Raw genomic sequence first — 20,488 nt, forward strand, 5'->3', positions numbered from 1 at the left:
ACGCGCGATTCAGGTAGTCCAAAGCAACACGGCCCGCTTCGAGCGGGCCGTGTCGTTTGCGATGAATGCGGTGGGCGTCAGGTGCCGGCGCGCATGATGCGCGCCTTCTCGCGTTCCCAGTCGCGTTTCTTCTCGGTTTCGCGCTTGTCGTGCAGCTTCTTGCCCTTCGCGAGCGCGATGTCGCATTTCACGCGGCCGCCCTTGTAGTGGAAGTTCAGCGGCACGAGCGTGTAGCCGCGCTGCTCGACCTTGCCGATCAGCTTCTTGATTTCCTCGCGGTGCAGCAGCAGCTTGCGCGTGCGAACCGGGTCGGGCTTGATGTGCGTCGAGGCTTCAGGCAGCGGGCTGATATGGGTCCCGATCAGGAAGATCTCGGCGTTCTTCACCACGACGTAGCCTTCCTTGATCTGGCCGCGTCCGGCGCGCAGCGCCTTGACTTCCCAGCCCTCCAGCACGAGCCCCGCTTCGTAGCGTTCCTCGATGTGATAATCGAAGTGCGCTTTCCTGTTGTCGATGATGCTCATGAAAGGATCGGGCCAACTCGTTTAAAATCACGATTTTAGCAAAGCGGGGCGGGAATCGCCCGGCTTGGCTTTCCCACTTTCAGCGATGCCGCGCGATTTATGGCAGATGTTCAGAAAACCGTATTGATCCGCCACTCGGCGGAACAGATGTTCGACCTCGTCACCGACGTGGCCGACTACCCCAATTTCCTGCCCTGGTGCGGCGGTGTCGAGATTCGCCGTCAGGACGAAAGCGGGATGGAAGCGCGCATCGACATCAACTTCAAGGGTATCAGGCAGCATTTCGCGACGCGCAACACGCAGCAGCGGCCGACGCGCATCGACATGGAGTTCGCGGACGGGCCGTTCAAGAAGTTCACGGGTTCGTGGCGCTTCATCCCGCTGCGCGCCGATGCGTGCAAGATCGAATTCGCGCTGCACTACGAGTTTTCGAGCATCCTGCTCGAGAAGATCATCGGGCCGGTGTTCAGCCACATCGCGAACACGTTCGTCGATTCGTTCGTGAAGCGCGCGGACCAGCGCTACGGCAAGGGGTGACGCGATGCTGTCGATCGAAGTCTGCTATGCCCTGCCGGACCGCCAGACGCTGATTCCGCTGTCGTTGCCCGAAGGCGCGACCGTGCGCTCGGCCATCGACGCGAGCGGCGTGCTCGCGCTGCACCCGGAGATCGATCTCGTGCACGCGAAGACGGGCGTCTACGGCAAGCTCGCGCCGCTCGATGCGCCGCTCGTCGATCACGATCGCGTCGAGATCTACCGTTCGCTGATCGTCGATCCGAAGCTCGCGCGCCAGCGGCGCGTCGACAAGTCCCGCCGCGACGGTTCGATCGAGGGCCGCAAGTGGATGCACAAGGACGCGCGCTGACGCGTCGTTCGCGCTGACGCGTCCGATCAAACGCCGCGGCGCTCAGTGGGCCGCGGCGTTTGCGTTTGTCGGTGCGCCGCCCGGCGTGTCGCCATGCTTGCGCACCGAGCCGTATACGCCGGCGAGCAGCAGCACGAGCGCGGCGATTTCGAGCGCATGCGGCATCCGCCGGTCGTACACGAACGCGTACAGCATCGCGAACACGGTTTCGAACACGATCAACTGGCCCGACAGCGTCAGCGGCAGCCGCTTCGACGCGGCGTTCCACAGCCCGTTGCCCAGCCACGACGCGCCGATCGCGAGCGCGAGGTTCAGCAGCCAGAACAATTGCCAGCGCGATGCCGGCACGGCCGCCTGCACGGTGCCGGCCGGCAGCGCGAGGATCGCGAGCCAGCAGAGCCCGCCGATCAGGCCCGTCACGACACCCCACAGCACCGACCATTCGTTGCCGCCGAAGCGGTGATGGCGCTGCAGGTAGCGCGTGTTCGCCACCGCATACCAGGTCCAGCTCGCGAGCGCGCCCGCCGCGCAGGCGATGCCCGCGAGCTTTTGGGCGAGCGTCGTCGCGTGCGCGGCTTCGGACGTAAACAGATCGACGTTGATGCAGACGATGCCCGCGATCACCAGCGCGAGCGGGGCGGCGAGCCGCCGCAGCGGCATCGCGCCGTGATCGCCGAGGCCCGCGAGCGTGACGGTCACGGGCAGCACGCCGACGATCAGCGAACTGGGCGCGATGCCGATCAGGCGCACGGCGCCGGACAGCAGCATGTAGTACGCGACGTTGCCGATGACGGCGAGCCTCACGAGGGCGACGAGATCCTCGCGGGTCAGCCGGGCAAGCAGCGAGCGGGCGGCCGGCAGGGCGGCCACGAGCGACACGAGGCCGTACATCGTGTAGCGGCCGGCGCTCAGCAGCAGCGGCGAGAAATCGGTCAGCAGCCGCGGAACCAGAAACACCATGCCCCACAGGGCGCCTGCCAGGACACCGTACACCACGCCGCGCTGCATCGACCGCTCCGAACACATGACCGAGGTGCGCGCATCTTAGCGATGCCGTCGCGGCGGCGTCTTGTTCATTCCTGCACTCGCGGCATGGCGCGGCGCATCGAGCGGGTTCGGCGCGCGGCGAATCAGTCCTCTGTCGAATCGGGTGTCGCCGCCGCGCCGTCGCTGGCCGCACGCTTGCGCGCGGGGCGTCGCACGGCACGCAGCTTGCCGCTGTTGCCGCCGCCGCAGTAGAAGCGGTCGTGACCGTCGGATTCGAGCCCCGAGACGCCGACGCCGGCCGGCATGTCGATCTGCTCGAGCACTTCGCCCGTGCGCGGATCGATGCGTCGCAGGTCGCTCCGGTCGGCTTCCCACGTGCCGTGCCACAGCTCGCCGTCGACCCACGTCACGCCGGTGACGAAGCGATTCGATTCGATCGTGCGCAACACGGCGCCCGACTGCGGATCCACCTGATGAATCTTGCGTGCGCTGTACTGGCCGACCCACAGCGTGCCTTCCGCCCACGCGAGCCCCGAATCGGCGCCGCCGCCGGGCGCGGGGATCGTCGCGAGCACGTGGCCCGATTCGGGATCGATCTTCTCGATGCGGTCGTCGACGATCTGGAACAGGTGGCGGCCGTCGAACGCGGTGCCCGCGTGCGCGGCGACGTCGAGCGAACGGACGATCGTGCCGCGCTCGGGGTCGAGCGCATTCAGCTTGTCGCCGGACGCGTACCACACGTGCTGCCCGTCGAACGTGACGCCGTGCACGCCGTCGACGCCCGGAAACGGGCCGTACTCGTGAAGGAGGTCTGCGGTGGAGCGTTTCATGTTCGTCACCTCGTCGTTCGATGAGGCCATCCTAATCGCCCGGCAGCGCAACCGGGAGTAACAACGTCGTCGCGAATCCGGGCAGCGGCGGCGTCATCCAGCGGCGCGCGCGTCCGCGGCCGAGCGCCTGCACCTTGCCGGCTTCCGCGAGCGCATCGAGCGCGCGCTGCACGGTGCGCTGGCTGGCGCCGAGCGCGAGCGCCAGCGCGGAGCTCGACCATGCTTCGCCATCCGCGAGCAGCGCGAGCACGGCCGCGTGCCGATCGTCGACCGGGCGCGCGAGGACGACGGTTTCGCGCACGCCGAGCGGTTCGAGCGCGAAACCGCGCGGCGTCGCGACGACGTTCGCGAGCGGGCGCAGCACCGCGCGCAGCCGCCCGATCTCGACACGCAGCCGCGCACGATGCGATTCGTCGGCCTGTTTCGCGCGGAATGCGGCGGCGACGAGCGCGTTTCTCGACACGTCGGCCGGCCACGCTTCGCCGAGCGCCCGGGCGAGCACGAACAGCACCGGACGCCGCGCGAGCGACACGGTCGTGCGCGCATCGCGCACCATGTGGCGGCATGCGTCGACGACCAGCGCATTCGACTCGAACAGCGTTTCGACTTCGTCGAGCGGCACGAGCCGCGACGTGCCGCGAGCGATGAGCCGCGCGGCCGGCGCGTCGACCACACGCGCGGCGGTGTCGACCTCGGCCGTCAGCGCGGCGATGCCGGCGGCGCGGGCGGCTGTCCGCGCACGGGCAAGCGCCGCACGGGCCGCGTGCGTGCGGATGCGGCGCATCGCGATGCCGGCCGCGATCAGCTCGTGGGCGGCGCGCGACGCGGGCGGCAGCGGCGCGGGATCGAGGTGCGCGAGCAGCCGCTCGGCCTCGTCGAGATGGCCGATCAGCAGCAAGCGGCGCATGCCGAGATAGCGCGCATGCGCGGCGTTCGCGCGGTCGCCGTGCGCGTCGAGCGTCGTGCAGGCCGCATCGAGCGCGCGCGTCGGCCAGTGCAGGTCGCGCGACGCGAGTGCGATCTCGGCTTCCGCGACGACGCAGCGCGCCCGTGCGACCGCTTCCTTTGCGCCGAACGCGCGGGCGGCGGCGCGCACGAGCGAACGCGCGCGTTCGAAATCGCCGAGCTGCGCGAGCGCGATGCCGCGCAGCGCGAGCGCCGGCGCATCGTCGCGCAGCGCGACGCGGTTCAACGCGCCGAGCGCGTCACCGGCCGCGAGCGCGCGTGCGGCCGCCGTGATCAGCGAATCCATCCGAATCCCGCCACACTTGTCACTCCCTTCGGTCCGAAACCCGGCACTAATCTAGCACCACGCACACGGCCCCGTCCGCCGTGCCCGGATACCCATCGGAAGGAGGAACACGCAATGACGACCCATCTCACCGGAACCCGCGACGAATGGCTGGCCGAACGCCGCGCGCTGCTCGACGCGGAAAAGGCGCTGACGCGGCAAAGCGACGAACTCGCGCGGCGGCGCCAGGCGCTGCCGTGGGTGCGCGTCGACAAGACTTACCGGTTCGATACCGAGGAAGGGCGCGCGACGCTCGACGACCTGTTTCGCGGCCGTTCGCAACTGCTCGTCTATCACTTCATGTTCGGCCCCGACTACAAGGCAGGCTGTCCGTCGTGCTCGGCGCTCGCCGACGGCTTCGACGGCTTCGCCGTGCATCTGGCGCACCACGACGTGACGCTCGCGGCCGTGTCGCGCGCGCCGCTCGCGAAACTGCTCGCGTACCGGCAGCGGATGGGGTGGACGTTCCCGTGGGCGTCGTCGGTCGGCAGCGATTTCAACTTCGACTTCAACGTGTCGTTCACCGAAACGCAGCAGCGCGCGGGCGACGTCGAATACAACTATGCGCGGGCCGGCCATGCGATGGACATGGATCCTCCGCCGGCGCCCGTCGTGCAGTTCGCGGCCACGTGCGGTACCGATGCGGCCACGTATTCGCTCGACCGGCCGGGGATGAGCGCGTTCGTGCGCGAGGACGGCGTCGTCTATCACACGTATTCGACCTACGCGCGCGGCCTCGATGGGCTGTGGGGGATGTACCAGTGGCTCGATCGCGCGCCGCGCGGTCGCAACGAGGTCGGGCCGTGGTGGCGCCGTCACGACGAGTACGCGCGCGGCTGAGCGGGCCGGCGACGGGCGGGAGCGCGCGATGACACGAACGGCGAACGGGCTGGCAACCGGGCTGGCAACCGGCGAGACGGCCCCCGATCCGCGGGCGTTCGGCGCGGCGGTCGCGGCCGCGTTCGCGGTCGCCGCGATGGCATTGCTGGCACAGCACGCGTCGATGGCGGCGATGGGCGGCGAACCGATGCCCGGCGGCTGGATGGCGTCGGCCGCCTGGCTGCGGCCGTGCGGGCAGGGCGCCGGCCGCGCGTTCGTGGCGTTCGCCGAAATGTGGGGCGCGATGACGGTGACGATGATGCTGCCCGTGCTCGCGCCGCAGCTCTGGTATTACCGGCAGCGCATCGGTGCGCGGACGGCGCGGTCGGCCTGGCTCGTCGTCGTCGCTGGCGTCGCATATTTCTCGGTCTGGATCGCGCTCGGCGCGCTCGTGTTTCCGGCCGGCGTCGCACTGACGACGGCCGCCGCCCGGCTGCCGGCGCTCGCCCGGGGGATCCCGTTCGCGGCCGGCGCCGTCGTGCTGGCCGCGGGCACGCTGCAATTCTCCGGGTGGAAGGCGCGCCGGCTCGCATGCTGCCGGCATGAGGCGGCGCACGGCGGGCACTGGCCGCGAGCGGCGGCCGTCACGGCATGGCGGTACGGCGTGCACGCCGCGATCCGATGCGGCGCGTGTTGCGCCAACCTGATGGTGGTCGCGCTGGCGGCCGGCATGATGGATCTGCGCGTGATGGCCGCGGTCGCGGTGGCAATCGCCGCCGAGCGCATGGCGCCGGCCGGCGGCCGCGTCGCGCGGATCATCGGTTGCGCAGTGGTAGTGGCCGGCATGGCGATGATCGCCGGCGCGGCCGGGCTGGCATGAGGCGGGCAGGCACGCCGCTTCGGCGGTGTGTCGCCGGCCGTGCGCGGCGGCTGTCGTCGCGCACGTGTGGCCTCGCCACGACACGTGCACGCGCCTCCCGGCCCGGGTTGCGCGAATGGTTCGACGCGGCCGTGAAACGAAAAGCGATCGAAAACGAACCGAACGGCGATCCGAACGATTCGGCCCCCGAACGGCCGAAACCGGCTAAGCCGTTGTTCGTGTTGTGAAAATTCACGGCGCTTCGCGTATAATTCGCTTTTGCGCCCATAGGATTTGCCATGCGTCTGATCCAAAAAGCACTCACTTTCGATGACGTGCTCCTCGTTCCCGCCTTCTCCGACGTTCTCCCGCGCGACACCAGCCTCAAGACCAAGCTGACCCGCAACATCTCCCTGAACATGCCGCTCGTGTCCGCCGCGATGGACACGGTCACCGAAGGTCGCCTCGCGATCGCGATGGCGCAGCAGGGTGGCGTCGGTATCGTCCACAAGAACCTCACGCCGGCCGAACAGGCCCGCGAAGTCGCGAAGGTCAAGCGTTTCGAGTCGGGCGTCGTTCGCGACCCGATCACGGTGCCGCCGCAAATGAAGGTGCGCGACGTGATCGCGCTGTCGCGCCAGCATGGCATCTCGGGCTTCCCGGTCGTCGAAGGCCCGCAGCTCGTCGGCATCGTCACGAACCGCGACCTGCGTTTCGAAACGCGCCTCGACGAGCCGGTCAAGTCGATCATGACGCCGCGCGAGCGCCTCGTCACGGTCAAGGAAGGCACGCCGCTCGCCGAAGCGAAGGCGCTGATGCACAGCCACCGTCTCGAGCGCGTGCTGGTCGTCAACGATGCGTTCGAACTGCGCGGCCTGATGACCGTCAAGGACATCACGAAGCAGACCGAGCACCCGGACGCGTGCAAGGACGAACACGGCAAGCTGCGCGCAGGCGCGGCGGTCGGCGTCGGTCCCGACAACGAGGAACGCGTCGAGCTGCTGGTGCAGGCCGGCGTCGACGTGATCGTCGTCGACACCGCGCACGGTCACAGCAAGGGCGTGCTCGAGCGCGTGCGCTGGGTCAAGCAGAACTTCCCGCACGTCGAGGTGATCGGCGGCAACATCGCGACGGCCGCCGCCGCGAAGGCGCTCGTCGAATACGGCGCGGACGCGGTCAAGGTCGGTATCGGCCCGGGCTCGATCTGCACGACGCGGATCGTCGCGGGTGTCGGCGTGCCGCAGATCAGCGCGATCGCGAACGTCGCGGAAGCGTTGAAGGGCACCGGCGTGCCGTGCATCGCCGACGGCGGCGTGCGCTTCTCGGGCGACGTGTCCAAGGCCCTCGCGGCCGGCGCGAATGCCGTGATGATGGGCAGCATGTTGGCGGGCACCGAAGAGGCGCCGGGCGACGTGTTCCTGTACCAGGGCCGCCAGTACAAGTCGTATCGCGGCATGGGTTCGGTCGGTGCGATGAAGGACGGCGCGGCAGACCGCTACTTCCAGGACAACTCGGCGAACATCGACAAGCTCGTGCCGGAAGGCATCGAAGGCCGCGTCGCGTACAAGGGTTCGGTCAACGCGATCCTGTTCCAGCTGGTCGGCGGCGTGCGCGCGAGCATGGGCTACTGCGGCTGCAAGACGATCGACGAGCTGCACGAGAAGGCCGAATTCGTCCAGATCACCGCGGCGGGCATGCGCGAGTCGCACGTGCACGACGTGCAGATCACGAAGGAAGCGCCGAACTACCACGTGGACTGATCGCCGATGAAACCGCTGCTGCGAGCCGTGCTGATCGTCGATGCCGTGCTGTTGCTGGCGTTTGGCGTGCTATTCGTGCTGACGCCCTGGCAGGCGCTGTTCAACGCGCTGCAACTGGCGAACATCCAGCCGGCGATGCTCGGTCAGGCGTTCGGTATCGCGCTGCTCGGGCTCGCGTGGCTCGCGTTTCATGCGGCGTTCAACGGCGACCTCACGGCGCCCGTCGCACGGGCCGTCGGCCATGTGAACTGGCTGACCGGCGTGCTGACGATCGTGTGGTCGCTCGGCACCGGCAGCGGGCCGGCGCTCGCGGCCGCGGGCCGGGTGTTGTCGGCGGTGGCCGGGGTCGCGTTGATCCTGCTCGGCCTCGGCGGCGTGCGGCTCGCATCGGCCGTACGGCGGCGCGAAAGGGCCGACAGGGCGCAGACGCTCGAAAGCCGGGGCGCGCAGCGTCCGGTCGAACCGGCGCCGGCCTCCGCCGTGCAGCCGCGGGTCGAGCCGGTCGTCGGCCGTCCGGTGGCGCCTTCGGCGCCGGCCACGGCAGCCCCGTCGGCCGCTTCCGAGCGCGCGTCAGGCAGCGTCGCATTCGACGCGCGTCCGCCGTCGCAGAATTGACCGGCGATGCGTCGCGCGAGCCGCCTGCCGCCCGACGCCGCTGCCCATGCTTTTGACGCAGCGCCTCGTGCGCTGCTTTTCTTATTCTCTTCATCCCGTCCGCAGCCATGCACGACAAAATCCTGATTCTCGACTTCGGTTCGCAAGTCACCCAACTGATCGCGCGCCGCGTGCGTGAAGCGCACGTCTATTGCGAAATCCATCCGAACGATGTGTCCGACGACTTCGTCCGCGAGTTCGCGCCGAAGGCGGTGATCCTGTCGGGCAGCCACGCGAGCACGTACGAAGACCACCAGCTGCGCGCGCCGCAGGCCGTATGGGATCTCGGCGTGCCGGTGCTCGGCATCTGCTACGGCATGCAGACGATGGCCGTGCAGCTTGGCGGCAAGGTCGAGTGGAGCGACCATCGCGAATTCGGCTACGCGGAAATGCGTGCGCACGGCCATACGCGCCTGCTCGACGGCATCGAGGATTTCACGACGGCCGAAGGCCACGGGATGCTGAAGGTCTGGATGAGCCACGGCGACAAGGTAGCCGAGCTGCCGCCGGGCTTCGCACTGATGGCGTCGACGCCGAGCTGCCCGATCGCCGGCATGGCCGACGAGGTGCGCGGCTACTACGCGGTGCAGTTCCATCCGGAAGTCACGCATACGGTGAAGGGCCGCCAGATCATCGAGCGCTTCGTGCTGCAGATCGCCGGCGCGAAGCCCGACTGGATCATGAAGAACCACATCGAGGAAGCCGTCGCGAAGATCCGCGAGCAGGTCGGTGACGAGGAAGTGATTCTCGGCCTGTCGGGCGGCGTCGATTCGAGCGTCGCCGCGGCGCTGATCCATCGCGCGATCGGTGATCAGCTGACGTGCGTGTTCGTCGATCACGGCCTGCTGCGCCTGAACGAAGGCAAGATGGTGCTCGACATGTTCGAGGGCCGCCTGCATGCGAAGGTCGTGCACGTCGACGCGTCCGACCAGTTCCTTGGCCATCTGGCCGGCGTGACCGATCCGGAAGCGAAGCGCAAGATCATCGGCCGCGAGTTCGTCGAGGTGTTCCAGGCCGAGGCGAAGAAGCTGTCGAAGGCGACGTGGCTCGCGCAGGGCACGATCTACCCGGACGTGGTCGAATCGGGCGGCACGAAGACGAAGAAGGCGACGACGATCAAGAGCCACCACAACGTCGGCGGCTTGCCGGAAACGCTCGGCCTGAAGCTGCTCGAGCCGCTGCGCGACCTGTTCAAGGACGAAGTGCGCGAGCTGGGCGTCGCGCTCGGCCTGCCGCCGGAGATGGTTTACCGCCATCCGTTCCCGGGTCCGGGCCTTGGCGTGCGGATCCTCGGCGAAGTGAAGCGCGAGTACGCGGACCTGCTGCGTCGCGCGGACGCGATCTTCATCGAGGAACTGCGCAACACGACCGCGACCGCGCAGGATGCGGCTGCCGGCCTGTGCGGCGAGGCCGATGTCGGCAAGAGCTGGTACGACCTCACGAGCCAGGCGTTCGCGGTGTTCCTGCCGGTCAAGTCGGTCGGCGTGATGGGCGATGGGCGGACGTACGACTACGTGACGTCGCTGCGCGCGGTGCAGACGACCGACTTCATGACTGCGCATTGGGCGCATCTTCCGTATGCGCTGCTCGGCCGTGCGTCGAATCGGATCATCAACGAGGTGCGCGGGATCAATCGCGTGGTGTACGACATCTCGGGGAAGCCGCCGGCGACGATTGAGTGGGAGTAATTTAGGATCCTCTGCAGTGGTCTGCAGAGGCCCGTCGATTCCCTGATTTTCCACACAAGATCAAGGGTTTATCGACTATTTTGGTCCGCTGCCGTCCGTCGGCAGCGTTACGTCGCCGACGGCATGAGCGACGGTATAGCATCTTTCTCTGCAGGCGATCCATTTTGATACCGTCACGGCGCGTGACGGTATCAAACACGGTATCAGTTCACGGAGTATTGCATGCTTACGGACCTCGAATTGCGGGCGCTCAAGCCGACCGGCAGGATATACAAGGTTGCTGACCAGCGCGGCCTTTACGTGGCGGTTACCTCGTCCGGAGCGGTGAGTTTCCGCTTCGACTATCGTCTGAATGGTCGCCGGGAAACCCTGGTCATTGGCCGCTACGATCCCGGGCTGTCAGCACGCGGCGCACGCGCTGCCGACGAACTTTCCTTTGGCATGTCGGTACGTCTTGCGGAAGCAAGGCTGCTCCTTGAACGGGCTCGTCGGGAAGTTGAACAGGGCGTCAGTCCGTCGAGAAGCAAGGTTGAAAAGCGGGTAGAGGCGGCCGAAGCGATGACGTTCGGCAAGTGGGCCGAAAAATACTTCACGGAAGCCACGCTCGCTGAGTCGACCCGTGCGATGAGGAAGTCTGTCTACGACCGGAACCTCGCGATGGAATTCGGGCGATTAAAGCTAGAAGAGATCACACCTTCAAGACTCCTCACGAGATGCGAGAAGATCAAAGAGCGGGGTGCGGCTGCGCCTGCCGTTCAGGCACGCGACATCGTCCTGCAGGTCTACCGCTTTGTGCAGGCAAGGGGGCTGAAGGTAGCCAACCCGGCGGAAGATATCCGGCCCTCCGCTATCGCTACTTTCAGGCCACGAGATCGCGCGCTGACGCCCGGGGAAATCCACGTGTTTTTCAAAGCCCTAGAGCGTACGCCTACGCTCCCTACGTTGCGTCTGGCGGTCAAGTTCATGCTGCTGACAATGGTGCGCAAGTCGGAATTCATCCAGGCCAGGTGGGATGAGGTCGACTTCAATACTGCGGTCTGGACCATCCCGAAAAACAGGATGAAGGCTGGGCGTGCGCACAACGTCTATCTAAGCCAGCAGGCGCTGGACATCTTGGTCGCTTTCAAGACATGCTTTGGTGCAAGCGAGTATCTGCATCCAGGACGTTACGAGACCGCGTTGCCGATCAGTTCAGCTACTCTAAATCGCGTGATCGACAGCACGGTAAAGGGTATCCGTAGCGCTGAGGCTGAGGACTTCGAGCCTTTCTCCGTGCACGATCTGCGTAGAACCGCCAGCACGCAGTTGCATGAAGCTGGATTCAGCAGCGACTGGATTGAGAAGTGCCTGGCGCACGAGCAGCGTGGCGTCAGGGCGGTCTACAACAAAGCGGAATACGCGGAGCAGAGAAGGGGGATGCTACAAACCTGGGCGGACATGCTGGATGACTGGATTGCTACGAATCCAAAGGTAAGTGTTATCGTGCCGGCGCAGTTGCTCGGGGTTTCTTCGGCAGTAGGACTTCATTTGGCGCATTGCGTCGGCGAGCATCCAGAGGGCGCGGTTGAGCTTCACGTTCTGGTCGATACCGGTGATGGGGCGGGTGGACATCGAGCGACCCGTGCGCGAGCGACCATGCAGGCCGCCTTTGGTGAGGTTTTCCTGAACGCGGTTAAAAACGGTCCAGAGGTCGTCGCGGCGATCCTCGAAGCGGCGCGAGGCAAGCAACTGGCTGTCGGTAACCGGGGCCGGGGCCTCTGCGTCGGTCGGGTCGTAGCGCAGCGCGAGTGCGGAGCGGGCGAACGCGTGCTGTTCGTCGCGGTCAAGCGTGACGGCTCGCATGCCTTCCTTCTGCTCGCGGATCAGGTCAAAACCGTCGAGCACGTCGAACGCGCCGTTAATCACGTTCTGGACAATGTTGCCCTTGTGCGGGACGCGGATATCGGCAACGTTGTCGCCTGCCACCATGCCGTTCTGGCAGACAAAGCGCAGCATGCCTGCGAGCATCTGGTAACTGCTGGTGCCATCGTGCGAGTTCAGCAGCACGATTTCGTTGGCTTCCTCGCCGGTAATCTGGTCGGCGTGACGAAGCCGAAGCATGTGTTTCGTGTATTCGCGGCGGTCGTCGTGCCTCACGCGCGTCTGGCAGACCATGAAGGGTTGAAAGCCTTCATTGCGCAGTCCGCGCAGCACGTCGATAGTCGGAATGTAAGTGTAGCGTTCGGAGCGGCTTTCGTGCTTGCCGTCCGCAAAGATGGATGGGGCAACGCGGCGAATCTGGTCGTCTGAGAGCGGCGAGTCGGCGCGCAGCATCGGGGAGCCGTAGCGGAAAGAGGAAGTGAGTTGCATGGCAATCTCCACAGTCAAGGTTGAGGACCTGAACCGGGCGATGGGATGTGACTTGCCGTTGCGGCTGGACACCTCCCGGTGGAACTCGGGGTTGGCTTTGCTCCGCCAGGCTCCCGGGTTCCCGCCCGTGCGACTTGAGGAGCCGATAGCGGGCAGGCGTCAAGGAAAAAGGCGAGGGAGGGGTGCGGGCAACACGGTCCCTCGCCCCTTGACGCCTGCCCGCTATCGGCTACGGTCGCGGGTCAAGGGCGGGAACCTGGGAACCGGATGCATGCCGAGCCTCGGGTTGACCGGGCAGGGGCGCCATAAGCGAGGGCGATCACGGCAGCATGTGCAGGCTGCGTGTGAAGAGATATTGAAGGGATGAGGGGCCGCGAGCCGATGCGCGACAGGTGTGAGTCGCTGCTCGTGGCCAGATGCTGGACTCGGAAGCCGAACTGGCAGCGCTCGCGCCCGAGTGCGCCGTAGCTGAGAGATGGTTTGTCCCTTCGCCGCGCTTAGTGGCACCGTTTCGGCCGTTCCCGGCCGAGCAGTCTGGACGCTGACGGTCGTAATTCCTTGTGCTCGTCGTTACGGACACGGTCCGGTGAGGTTCGATATCGACGTTGATGCTCGACGTTCAAAAAAGTTTGCGCTTGCGAAATTGCGTGGTAAGATTATCTTACTACCGGTAAGGCCGGGTACGGATGGCAAACATGAATGCAGCCGTAGTACGCGCATCGCTCGTCGAAGTTCTGCAGGAAATTCAGGCCGCAAGCGGACTCGAATGTCCACCTCTTGTCGGTGCAACGAAGCCGATGGAAGCCTTGCCGAAGTTCGACAGCAAAATCTGGCCAGTAGCCATAGGGATGCTTGCCGCGAAATTGGGCGTCGTAATCGCGAACGACGTAAATATCTTTCGCAAGGAAAAGAGTTGTATTGCACTCACCCTTGACGAAAGCGTAGGGCTTGTCGTGGCTTTGGTCGACGCACAAGCTCCGGCACAACAGGCCGCACAGGCGGCAAACGCAAAATGAGTGAACAGCAAGAAGCCAAGCGGGCCGAAATTGCTTCCCGGCTACGGGAAGCGAGGAAAATGGCCGGGCTGTCGCAGGGGCAGGTCGCGAAGCTGCTTGAAATGCATCGACCGACTATCTCCGAAATAGAGGCAGGGAATCGACGGGTGTCGGCGGAGGAGCTTTCCCGATTTGCGGAAATATACGACGTCACCGTTCCGTGGCTACTTGCGGAAACGGCTGAGCAACTGGAAACAGATGATCCACGGCTGCAACTCGCTGCGCGAGAGCTGGCCAAGCTCAAACCAGATGATCTCGATCGCCTGCTGCGCTTACTGGCATCGATGAGAGGCACCGATTCTGAAGGCGAAGGTAACTCATGATGAGCGCGAATTCCTCAGTGTCGACGTCGCGCACAGAACAGAAAGCATTGGTCATGAAGGGGATGCAGGCAGCAATTGCCGCACGCACGAAGGCCGGTCTTGACCAGAAAAGTCCGGCGTGCATCTACGGACTCTGCGAGGCACATCGCGTCACGGTGCGGTTCAATGACATCAATATGGAGGGGATGTACGACCGCGAGCCTCGCCCCCGTATTCATGTTTCGGCTTTGCGACCATTGGCAAGGCGTGCATTTACCTGCGCGCATGAACTTGGGCATCATGTGTTTGGGCATGGCTCAACAATCGATGAACTGCGGGAAGAACAGCTCTCGACCGAGGTCCGTCACCCGGACGAAGTGCTCGCAGACGCTTTCGCTTCGTTCGTCCTGATGCCGACGTTGGGATTGCGTGAAGCGTTAAATCGGCGCGGACTAGACCCGAATACCGCTTCCGCGGCACAAATGTATGCAGTTGCGTGCAATTTCGGTGTCGGGCAGGCGACGCTCGTCAATCACATGGCTTACGGCATACAAGCAATGAGCTTGGCGCGGCGCGCAGAACTCGGAAAGATAACCCCGAAGATGATCCGGACTGAGCTCCTCGGGGAAGTTGTGCCTGAACCACTGACGATTGCGGACCGCGAATGGAACTCGCCAACGCTTGACGCGGAGGAGGGAGCGCGGCTGCTGCTTCCAATGGGTGTTGTCGTGGATACGGCAATCCTGATGCCAGAGCGAGACGTAAAAGCAGGAAGAGTTTTTCGCATCATGAGGCCGGGTATCACGCGTGTCGTCATCCCCGGAACTTCATGGGCCACCTTTGTGCGCGTAGCCAGGAGGCGGTACGTTGGACTCGCGCGGTATCGCCACCTAGAGGATGCGTCAGATGACTAAGCGACATACACCAGTCGTAGCCCCATTTCTCGTCGACGAGCCCGATTTGTCCCGCGCTTGGGCCAAAGCGGTACTACACGTTATCGACCATGGAGGGACCGAGATTTCCCCTTTCGTGCTGAGCGTAACGGGTTTTGACGAGGACGGGATGCCTGCTGAGGACGCCGGCGTTCGTCACGAACTGGACAAGCTGTTGCTTTCCAAAAAATTCCGAGATGTGGAGGACGTCGCCTTTACGATCTTTCCGCAACGACTTTGGCAGATCGCGCGAGGCGACAGAAAGGTATTGTTCAAGCTTTACCGTGACGCTTTTCCTCGCTATCAGGCAATGAATCGCCGGGACAACAAGCGAGGACTCTACTTCGAACGCTTGACCAGCTTCGGGAGTGGCCCGTGCGACGGAAATCAGCTGGAATGGATTCTGTCGCAATACAGCGCGCGTGATGGCGTGCGGCGGTCGATGTTCCAGGCAAGTGTTTTTGACCCGGCACGGGACCATGTCGCAGACGCGCAACTGCAGTTTCCCTGCATGCAACATGTTAGCTTTGAACCCACAAGCGAAGGCTTAGTCATTAACGCCTTTTACGCGACACAACAGTTGTTTGTGAAGGCCTACGGCAATTATCTTGGGATTGCCCAGCTTGGCGCTTTCATGGCACATCAGATGGATATGAAGTTGATACGGATGAACGTAGTGGTTGGTGTTGCCAAATTTGAAAGGATCTCGAAGACCGATCCGGCTATGAAGCCATTGCTTGCGGCCGCTCGTGCGTGCCTCACGGAGCAGGAATCGGCGGTCTCGCCGCAGCCAGCAGAACAAACGACAACAGAGACAATGGCGTGAGACGCAAATCAAGTGCTGGTGCAGCGAGCGGCGGCGGGGCGGGGATCGGTACGACGGAATTAGTTGATGCAAAATCGAAGACGTCGCATCTGTCGCCGTTGAAGGTGTCGACGGCGTACGACAGCTATTGGCGCTTTGCCGTTGAGAGACAGTGCGTTTTTTTTCGCCGACTTGCCGGTGAACCTGGTCCCTGGACTGCTGATCCGATCATATCTGTTCACAAATTTACGAATGCATACCGCGCATCAGATCGGGTTAGCCAGTATCTGATTCGGCGTGTTATCTATCGCAATGACTTGCCCGATTCCGCACCTGAGGTCCTTTTCAGGACCTTGTTGTTCAAGCTGTTCAACAAGATCGAGACATGGGAATTGCTGGAGTATGCTTTCGGTTCTATAACGTTCAAGGATTACCGTTTTGAACGATACGACCGTGTTCTAAGCGAGGCGATGCGCGCCGGCGCGCGTATTTATTCGGCTGCCTACATTATGCCACCGGGAGGATCCGCATTTGGTCATGCGGCAAAGCACCAGAACCATCTTCGGCTTCTGGAAAGAATGATGGCGGACGACCTCGCGGGTCAACTCGGCAGAGTGCGGAATATGCAGGCAGCGTTCGAGTTACTGAGAAGCTATCCGACCATTGGTGACTTCCTGGCGTATCAGTTCACGACCGATATAAACTATAGTGAAATCACAGACTTCTCTGAGATGGATTTTGTCGTGCCGGGGCCGGGGGCGCGAGATGGTTTGCGGAAGTGCTTTTCGGACAGTGCGGGACTCAACGAAGCTGAGCTTATCCGGTTGATGGCGGATAACCAGGAGCGAGAGTTCGAGCGGCTGGGCATAACGTTTCAATCACTATGGGGACGCCGACTTCAGCTTATCGACTGTCAAAATCTGTTCTGCGAAGTTGACAAATACGCTCGTGTTGCTCATCCCGAAATCGCTGGAATCTCGGGGCGAACACGTATCAAGCAGAAATTCTCGCCGACTGGGCCACTCAACCCTCCATGGTATCCGCCCAAGTGGGGCCTTAATGAGAAGATCGACGCGAGCTTCGTGCCTCTTAAATCCAATCAAGAAAGAGGAAAGAAGCATCAAAGTTTGACGCAAGAGATGCAAGGAACTTTGAAACTTGGGGACTCTTAATGAATCTGAACGTTTACCAGCAGGAAGCGCAGAAAACCGATCGTGTACCTGGCCGTGAGAGGAGCCAGACCGGCACAGACGTCATCGTGCCACTATTGGGTCTTGCTGGTGAAACGGGCGAGTTGTTAAGCGAATACAAGAAGCATTTGCGCGACGGAGATTCTCATCAACTTTTCAAGGACCGCGTCGCTGAAGAGTTGGGCGATCTCCTTTGGTATATCGCCAACGTTGCAACCAAGTTCGGTCTTACTCTAGAGGACATCGCGAGCATCAATCTTCGCAAGACGCAGGATCGCTGGGGTGACCAGGACTCCTCGTCCATAAATTTTGACGCTGGCTACGACGCGCATGAGAGCTTCCCTCGGCAATTCGAGGTCGAACTTAGTGAAGTGTTAGTCAAAGGCAAGAAAAAAATACGCGCACGGATGGATGGAAAGAAAATCGGTGACGATCTCACCGACAACGCCGACGATCCAGACGGTTACAGATTTCATGATGTTTTCCACCTGGCGTACGTTGCCGTCCTTGGCTGGTCACCGGTGATCAGGAAACTGCTAAAGCGCAAACGAAAGAGCCGCGTGGATATAGATGAGGTTCAGGATGGAGGGCGTGCACAGGTAATCGACGAAGGTGTTGCCGCGCTTGTCTTTGAGTATGCCAAAGGACACAAATGGCTGGATGGGGTATCTGAGCTTGATTATCATCTGCTTCGAACTATCAAAGGGATAACGTCCCTTCTTGAAGTCAGGAAGCGTTCGATGGGTGACTGGCAGCGAGCGATTCTCTTGGGGTTCAAGGTGTGGCGAGAGGTACTTGCCAATGAGGGTGGCAGGATTCTCGTAGACATGGATGCGAAGAATTTGAAGTATCTTGGCCCGATTAAATTGGGCGGAAGGAAAGGCAAATCCCAATAGGGAGGGTGGAATGACGACGGCACATATTGCAAAGCCACTGGGAGGTATCCTGGGGCACGGTCTTGATGTTGTCGATATTCATGAGTTCTCGATACTCCTCAAGGAGCCAGCGCTTCCTTTTCTTGATCGCTATTTTACTTCGGGGGAGCTGGCTGCGGCGGGGACCGGTGTCGATCAGTTGGCTAGATTGGCGGGACGTTTCGCGACGAAAGAGGCTGTTTTAAAAGCGCTTGGGATAGGATGGGGTGATGGTGTCTCGTTTACCGATGTGGAAGTTCTTACATCGAATGTTGGGACACCTACTGTTGTTTTGCATCGGAATTTGGCTACTCTGCAGGTCGAACGCCAAATAGAAAGTTGGCTGGTTAGTTTGAGCCACGCAGGAAACGTCGCCGTCGCTAGTGTCATCGCCCTGGGATGCGTCCGTTGACCGACGATCTGTCGGAATGTAGTCTTTGAACACGTAACTATTACGAGTGCTATGTCCAGTTCCGCGACATTTCTTCATTTGACGGATACACACCTGGCGCTGGCCGGTGTGCCGTTCGTACGCGATGACCATAAAATAACGATCCCCGCAATCGAGGGTGAAACACGAGAGTCTGCACTCGAACTGCTGTTTACCCGTCTTGCCGAACGGTTGAGCCGTGGTCGTCAGCAACTAGACGGCGTGTTGTTCACAGGCGACGCGCAAGAGCGAGGGCAACCCGGCGGTCACAAGATAATTCTCGATCTTCTGCTGCATCATTTTGAGCCTTTAGGCATCACGACAGCCAACATCGTAGCTATCCCCGGCAATCACGACGTCCCGCGTGCTAGCGAACCGAGTTCCGCCGCCCGCTATGACGCGTTTATAGAAGTGTGGCGAAAGGCTGGATGCGTTACCCCGTGGCTTGACGGAGTTGATGCTTCGGACGGAGAGGGCGGACCGCATCGACTTGTTAGTAACGACGGACGTTGGGCTGTTTTTCCAATCAACACAAGCAACTGGTCACACGCCACTCAAATCCTCCCCGAGCCGCTCGCTAGCGTATGGGCTGGTCTACCTTCTATCGCGGCCGATGGGAACGGTGAGATGGAAGCGAAGCTACGTCTTCAGCTTGATGCCTTAGCTCGCTACGATATGGCCCGAGTGTCCGGGCGACAACTCGAAGTTCTGCGCAAAATTATAGAAGAGACGCCCCTGCCTTCATCAGGGCGGCAAGTCAGGATTGCGCTGCTGCATCATCACCTCCGCACACCAAGCTTACGCGAGGAGCTGAAGCCGTTTGCGGATATTTCTAACCTGGAACAGGTACGGAGCTTTTTACGCGATCGGGATATCGCCGTTGTCGTGCATGGTCATAAGCACGAACACTCGGTTCAATTCGAGCACATCTATGATCGTGATGGTAATAAAGAGAACCGGATTCTCGTGGTTTCCGGGGCGACATTCGAAGCGGGAAGCGAATCTGATGCCGCTCGCCTGATTGCTTTTACTGGCATGCCCAATAGCCCGACTGTGTCGATCGAGCGGGTGCGGATTCCGCGTAGCGGTGTCGAACTCGTTGATCTGCCACCCATTGTTCGTCGGATCTGGACTGCTGACGTTGTTCAAGGGGGCCCGGTCGTTATCCAGGGTAATAGCCTTGATGAGGTTTACGAACGCGCCTGTGAGGCAGCTGCGAAGGAAGCCGCAAACGGAACACTGATCGTTCATCTTGATCTTGAGCTCGGGGTATCCGGAAACCTGCCTCTTCCCACGGACTACCCAACTTCGGAGCCGATGGATGAGTCGGAGCGCCAGCGTTGGCTGAAAGATCTTGTCACGTGGTGGCAGCTCGATCGGTCAGGTCTGGAAGATCGAATGCCGTTCGTTCATGGGGCCCGTCTTCGGCGCTTCGGCGGTAAGATCAACCAGGTCGAACGAGTAATCAAGCTGCTAGAAACGAAGGCTAGTACCCGAGCGATAGCGGTGCTAATTGATCCGTTCCGGGACTTCACGGCGGACGGAATGGGGGAAGAATTCGCTTCTTTCTGCTTGGTAGAATTTAAACGCCGCGATTTGGGAAATGCACGACACGCGGTCGATGTTATTGCGTTCTACCGCGCTCAGGAATTCGCGCGTTGGTGGCCGATCAACGTCGCCGAGATGCGATATCTGCAATGGGAAATCTGTAACGCGCTGAGATTTCAACCTGGCCGGATTACGACGATTACCGGTGATGCTCGTACCCATTCTCGATCGCCCACGCAAGTCGCTATGCCGATCATCGATCGCTGGCTTGACCAGTCGCCGGAGCGCTTCCATCTATTGGCCAATACACTGGTGCATCGCTCTGCGCGAAATGTCGCCCAGCGCGACGCCATGCGTGGCTGGGAACGTACGCTCCGCGATCTGGAAGCAACGGCCAATGAATTTAACCCAGACGGCCTTCCGATAGCGATTGAAGGTCTCAAGCTGCTGGCGTCCTATCTGGAAGTTGTCGATGAAGGCGAGGATCAGGATCTCCGAATGTTTGTACGTGTCTTGCGGCGTTTGGCACGGGACAACGAGGGATTCGAGAAGAGCTCCCGCTCGAAAAATGACTTTGATCGTTGGGCACCGAGCGCGTTGGATGCGGTGTCCGAGCTGCGGTCACTGACAAAGAAACGGGTGCAGTCTCCCTGACTTGGATATAGCAAAGACACATAGTTACCTGG

The 20,488-nt window shown here is 62.4% G+C and carries 19 protein-coding genes and 2 pseudogenes; 16 read left to right on the forward strand and 5 right to left on the reverse strand.

Annotated features, from left to right (window positions below; translation table 11 throughout):
- Positions 1-77 precede the first annotated feature (77 nt).
- Positions 78-524 carry an SsrA-binding protein SmpB gene (smpB, locus tag QZM72_RS16455; protein ID WP_006478511.1) on the reverse strand — a complete coding sequence of 149 codons (447 nt, stop codon included), beginning with the start codon at positions 522-524 and terminating at the stop codon, positions 78-80.
- Positions 525-623: 99 nt separating this feature from the next.
- On the opposite strand from smpB, the gene QZM72_RS16460 reads away from it, so the two are divergent.
- The gene (locus tag QZM72_RS16460; RefSeq protein WP_089467718.1) at positions 624-1,061 is read left to right on the forward strand and encodes a type II toxin-antitoxin system RatA family toxin; all 438 of its coding nucleotides are present in this window, start codon (positions 624-626) and stop codon (positions 1,059-1,061) included.
- A gap of 4 nt (positions 1,062-1,065) precedes the next feature.
- A complete protein-coding gene (locus QZM72_RS16465; RefSeq protein ID WP_089467717.1) occupies positions 1,066-1,389 on the forward strand; it encodes an RnfH family protein in 324 nt (107 codons plus the stop codon).
- Positions 1,390-1,431: 42 nt separating this feature from the next.
- Here QZM72_RS16465 and QZM72_RS16470 read toward each other — a convergent pair whose 3' ends face one another.
- The 3 genes from QZM72_RS16470 to QZM72_RS16480 all read right to left on the reverse strand — a co-directional run bounded on the left by QZM72_RS16470 (position 1,432) and on the right by QZM72_RS16480 (position 4,458).
- Positions 1,432-2,397 carry a DMT family transporter gene (locus tag QZM72_RS16470; RefSeq protein WP_089467981.1) on the reverse strand — a complete coding sequence of 322 codons (966 nt, stop codon included), beginning with the start codon at positions 2,395-2,397 and terminating at the stop codon, positions 1,432-1,434.
- A gap of 122 nt (positions 2,398-2,519) precedes the next feature.
- On the reverse strand, positions 2,520-3,206 hold the full coding sequence (locus QZM72_RS16475; RefSeq protein WP_089467980.1) for a glutamine cyclotransferase: 687 nt from the start codon (positions 3,204-3,206) through the stop codon (positions 2,520-2,522).
- A 31-nt stretch (positions 3,207-3,237) separates the two neighbouring features.
- Positions 3,238-4,458, reverse strand: coding sequence for a helix-turn-helix domain-containing protein (locus tag QZM72_RS16480; protein WP_301738654.1), 1,221 nt, complete (start codon positions 4,456-4,458; stop codon positions 3,238-3,240).
- Positions 4,459-4,572: 114 nt separating this feature from the next.
- Here QZM72_RS16480 and QZM72_RS16485 point away from each other — a divergent pair, with 114 nt between their 5' ends.
- The 6 genes and pseudogenes from QZM72_RS16485 to QZM72_RS16510 all read left to right on the forward strand — a co-directional run.
- Positions 4,573-5,337, forward strand: a complete 765-nt coding sequence (locus QZM72_RS16485; RefSeq protein WP_301738655.1) for a DUF899 domain-containing protein — start codon at positions 4,573-4,575, stop codon at positions 5,335-5,337.
- A gap of 28 nt (positions 5,338-5,365) precedes the next feature.
- Entirely contained in the window at positions 5,366-6,196 is an 831-nt protein-coding gene (locus tag QZM72_RS16490; RefSeq protein ID WP_301738656.1) for a DUF2182 domain-containing protein, read from the forward strand.
- 278 nt (positions 6,197-6,474) lie between these two features.
- Entirely contained in the window at positions 6,475-7,935 is a 1,461-nt protein-coding gene (gene guaB / locus QZM72_RS16495) for an IMP dehydrogenase (protein ID WP_050012882.1), read from the forward strand.
- 6 nt (positions 7,936-7,941) lie between these two features.
- Positions 7,942-8,550: a hypothetical protein gene (locus QZM72_RS16500; protein ID WP_301738657.1), complete on the forward strand. Its 609-nt coding sequence runs from the start codon at positions 7,942-7,944 to the stop codon at positions 8,548-8,550.
- Positions 8,551-8,657: 107 nt separating this feature from the next.
- Entirely contained in the window at positions 8,658-10,277 is a 1,620-nt protein-coding gene (gene guaA, locus QZM72_RS16505; protein WP_301738658.1) for a glutamine-hydrolyzing GMP synthase, read from the forward strand.
- A 222-nt stretch (positions 10,278-10,499) separates the two neighbouring features.
- A pseudogene (locus QZM72_RS16510) lies at positions 10,500-11,732 on the forward strand (tyrosine-type recombinase/integrase); the annotation flags it as partial.
- A 63-nt stretch (positions 11,733-11,795) separates the two neighbouring features.
- On the opposite strand, the pseudogene QZM72_RS16515 reads toward QZM72_RS16510, so the two are convergent.
- A pseudogene (locus QZM72_RS16515) lies at positions 11,796-12,626 on the reverse strand (DUF932 domain-containing protein); the annotation flags it as partial.
- Between the two features lie 695 nt (positions 12,627-13,321).
- On the opposite strand from QZM72_RS16515, the gene QZM72_RS16520 reads away from it, so the two are divergent.
- The 8 genes from QZM72_RS16520 to QZM72_RS16555 are packed head-to-tail and all read left to right on the forward strand — an operon-like array spanning position 13,322 to position 20,456.
- Complete coding sequence (locus tag QZM72_RS16520; protein ID WP_301738659.1) at positions 13,322-13,642, forward strand: hypothetical protein; 321 nt, start codon at positions 13,322-13,324, stop codon at positions 13,640-13,642.
- A complete protein-coding gene (locus QZM72_RS16525; RefSeq protein WP_060126803.1) occupies positions 13,639-14,004 on the forward strand; it encodes a helix-turn-helix domain-containing protein in 366 nt (121 codons plus the stop codon). The genes QZM72_RS16520 and QZM72_RS16525 overlap by 4 nt, the downstream gene beginning before the upstream one ends.
- Positions 14,004-14,897 carry an ImmA/IrrE family metallo-endopeptidase gene (locus QZM72_RS16530; RefSeq protein ID WP_301738660.1) on the forward strand — a complete coding sequence of 298 codons (894 nt, stop codon included), beginning with the start codon at positions 14,004-14,006 and terminating at the stop codon, positions 14,895-14,897. Before QZM72_RS16525 ends, QZM72_RS16530 begins: the two co-directional genes overlap by 1 nt.
- Positions 14,890-15,741 carry a thymidylate synthase gene (locus tag QZM72_RS16535; protein ID WP_244123935.1) on the forward strand — a complete coding sequence of 284 codons (852 nt, stop codon included), beginning with the start codon at positions 14,890-14,892 and terminating at the stop codon, positions 15,739-15,741. Before QZM72_RS16530 ends, QZM72_RS16535 begins: the two co-directional genes overlap by 8 nt.
- The gene (locus QZM72_RS16540; RefSeq protein WP_244123936.1) at positions 15,738-16,892 is read left to right on the forward strand and encodes a nucleotide kinase domain-containing protein; all 1,155 of its coding nucleotides are present in this window, start codon (positions 15,738-15,740) and stop codon (positions 16,890-16,892) included. The genes QZM72_RS16535 and QZM72_RS16540 overlap by 4 nt, the downstream gene beginning before the upstream one ends.
- The gene (locus QZM72_RS16545) at positions 16,892-17,806 is read left to right on the forward strand and encodes a nucleoside triphosphate pyrophosphohydrolase family protein (RefSeq protein WP_186105380.1); all 915 of its coding nucleotides are present in this window, start codon (positions 16,892-16,894) and stop codon (positions 17,804-17,806) included. Before QZM72_RS16540 ends, QZM72_RS16545 begins: the two co-directional genes overlap by 1 nt.
- A 10-nt stretch (positions 17,807-17,816) precedes the next feature.
- A complete protein-coding gene (gene acpS / locus QZM72_RS16550) occupies positions 17,817-18,236 on the forward strand; it encodes a holo-ACP synthase (protein ID WP_186105382.1) in 420 nt (139 codons plus the stop codon).
- Positions 18,237-18,287: 51 nt separating this feature from the next.
- A complete protein-coding gene (locus tag QZM72_RS16555; protein WP_301738661.1) occupies positions 18,288-20,456 on the forward strand; it encodes a metallophosphoesterase in 2,169 nt (722 codons plus the stop codon).
- Positions 20,457-20,488 lie beyond the last annotated feature (32 nt).

It is taken from the genome of Burkholderia sp. AU45388 (assembly GCF_030481585.1).
Classification (GTDB): domain Bacteria; phylum Pseudomonadota; class Gammaproteobacteria; order Burkholderiales; family Burkholderiaceae; genus Burkholderia; species Burkholderia sola.